The organism is Vibrio sp. 1401, assembly GCF_033340295.1.
This window is the reverse complement of record NZ_JAWOWF010000638.1, coordinates 1-574: the sequence shown is the minus strand read 5'-3', so window position 1 is coordinate 574 and position 574 is coordinate 1. Positions and strand designations below refer to the sequence as shown.

Sequence of the window (574 nt, the reverse complement as noted above, 5' to 3'; positions counted from 1 at the left end):
TCTTGATCATGAGGAAGGCGCGCTATTAGACGCGATCACTAAAAAACTTGGCATTCCTGCTGAGAAAGTTATCTCTTTTAACGTCTTTAGACGCGGCTACGATGCTCGTAAGAAAACCAATATTCATCTTATTTACACGCTAGACATCATCGTTGAAGGCGATGAAACCGCGTTGCTAGCGAAGTTCGCAAACGATCCTCACGTTCGCCAAACACCAGACATGGAATACAAGTTTGTTGCGAAAGCACCTGAGAACCTAACAGAGCGCCCAATCGTCATCGGTTTTGGTCCATGTGGTCTGTTTGCTGGTTTGGTGTTGGCTCAAATGGGTTTCAACCCAATCATCGTTGAACGTGGTAAAGAAGTTCGTGAACGTACTAAAGATACTTTCGGTTTCTGGCGTAAACGCACGCTAAACCCAGAATCAAACGTACAGTTTGGTGAGGGCGGTGCGGGTACGTTCTCTGACGGTAAGCTGTACAGCCAAGTGAAAGATCCAAACTTCTACGGTCGCAAAGTGATCACTGAATTTGTAGAGGCTGGCGCACCAGAAGAAATTCTATACGTAAGTAAA

General features: G+C 45.6%; 1 pseudogene. It reads left to right on the top strand.

Annotated features, from left to right (window positions below):
* A pseudogene (locus R7Z77_RS27300) lies at nt 1-574 on the top strand (hypothetical protein); the annotation flags it as partial.